Raw genomic sequence first — 1,198 nt, forward strand, 5'->3', positions numbered from 1 at the left:
TTCAATTCTTCACTGTTTTGGTCTATTTTTTCATTCGTTTCTTCCTTCATTTGGTCTATTTTTCCATTAATCTGTCCAAATTGCTCCATCATTATCCTCATCATGTTATCCATCGTCACCCCTTCGGTTGGTATGTCTGGTTGGTCGCCGACTGTTACTTCTACTTCTGGTTCTGGTTGGGTTGGGTTTTCTGGTTGTTCCTCTGGGGCATCCTCTTTGATCATTTCCCCGATCATTTCTTCAATCATTTCCATTTCTTCTTCGTTGGTACCTTCAGTTCCCTTCTTTGCTTTATACCTTGTAATCATAGAATGTTGCATATTTTCCTGTAATCGCCGCTAGTCTTCAATTCTAGCCTCACTAGTTGGTCGCCAATCTGTAACAACTAGATTCTTACATACTCTGAAAATGTATAAGTTGTGTGTGTTCGCCTCACACCAGTTATCATTACTTCTATGTTGCGCTAACGATTCCCGTAGCGATCCTTCAGTTACCAGTACAACACGAGTGGAAACCTTACCTGTTGTTCAATAGGGGTTTATAAATCCGGGTGGCGCCAAATTGTTTATTTAAAACAATTAAATTAATAAATAGTGTGTTAAAAGGTGTTCTTAGCTATGACGGCTTGGAGCATTCAAATTTTACTTCCGCCTTCGTTCGACCTTCTTAATCGAGCAGTTAGTTCGCCGGATTTGCGACATGAGCGCTTAACGTCATTCTCGCTCTCTCTGCTATACAATACACAATTTATACAATACACTTCCCTATGAAATAAAAACATGGTTACACTCTGTACTAAGTTCTTTAATTTGTGATTGGTAATTACTCAGTTTGACATTAAAATTATACTTGGTTATTCAACAAATTTGCACCGACAATTATTATGAGACACATATCCCAAGGTAGGCGAAAATCGATTTTGAATGAATTATCCAGTCAAATATGGCGTCTAAAGAACAATGTTTACTTTTTACAATTTGTCGTTCAATGAATCTGGGTTCTTGTGATTAGCCTCTAACACTGATCTTAACTTTTTTGGGTAAATCTATTAATCTTTCATTTAACATAAATTGATTATAAAGTTCAGTCATTAAGTCTGTTATATCTGTTTGTTCGTCAAGACCGATTCCATGTTTTGGATTACATGTTATTTGCCTAACACAATTACCTGCAGTATGAGCACTTCAAAGTCCAACTT

General features: G+C 36.8%; 2 protein-coding genes. Both read right to left on the reverse strand.

Annotated features, from left to right (window positions below; translation table 4 throughout):
• Window positions 1–308 (reverse strand): hypothetical protein (locus MAGTDC_RS02185; protein ID WP_278046929.1); only part of this gene is annotated, 308 nt, incomplete at its 3' end.
• 699 nt (window positions 309–1,007) lie between these two features.
• Window positions 1,008–1,198: hypothetical protein (locus tag MAGTDC_RS02190; RefSeq protein WP_278046930.1), on the reverse strand; the 191-nt coding region annotated here is incomplete at its 5' end.

The organism is Candidatus Hodgkinia cicadicola (assembly GCF_002774925.1).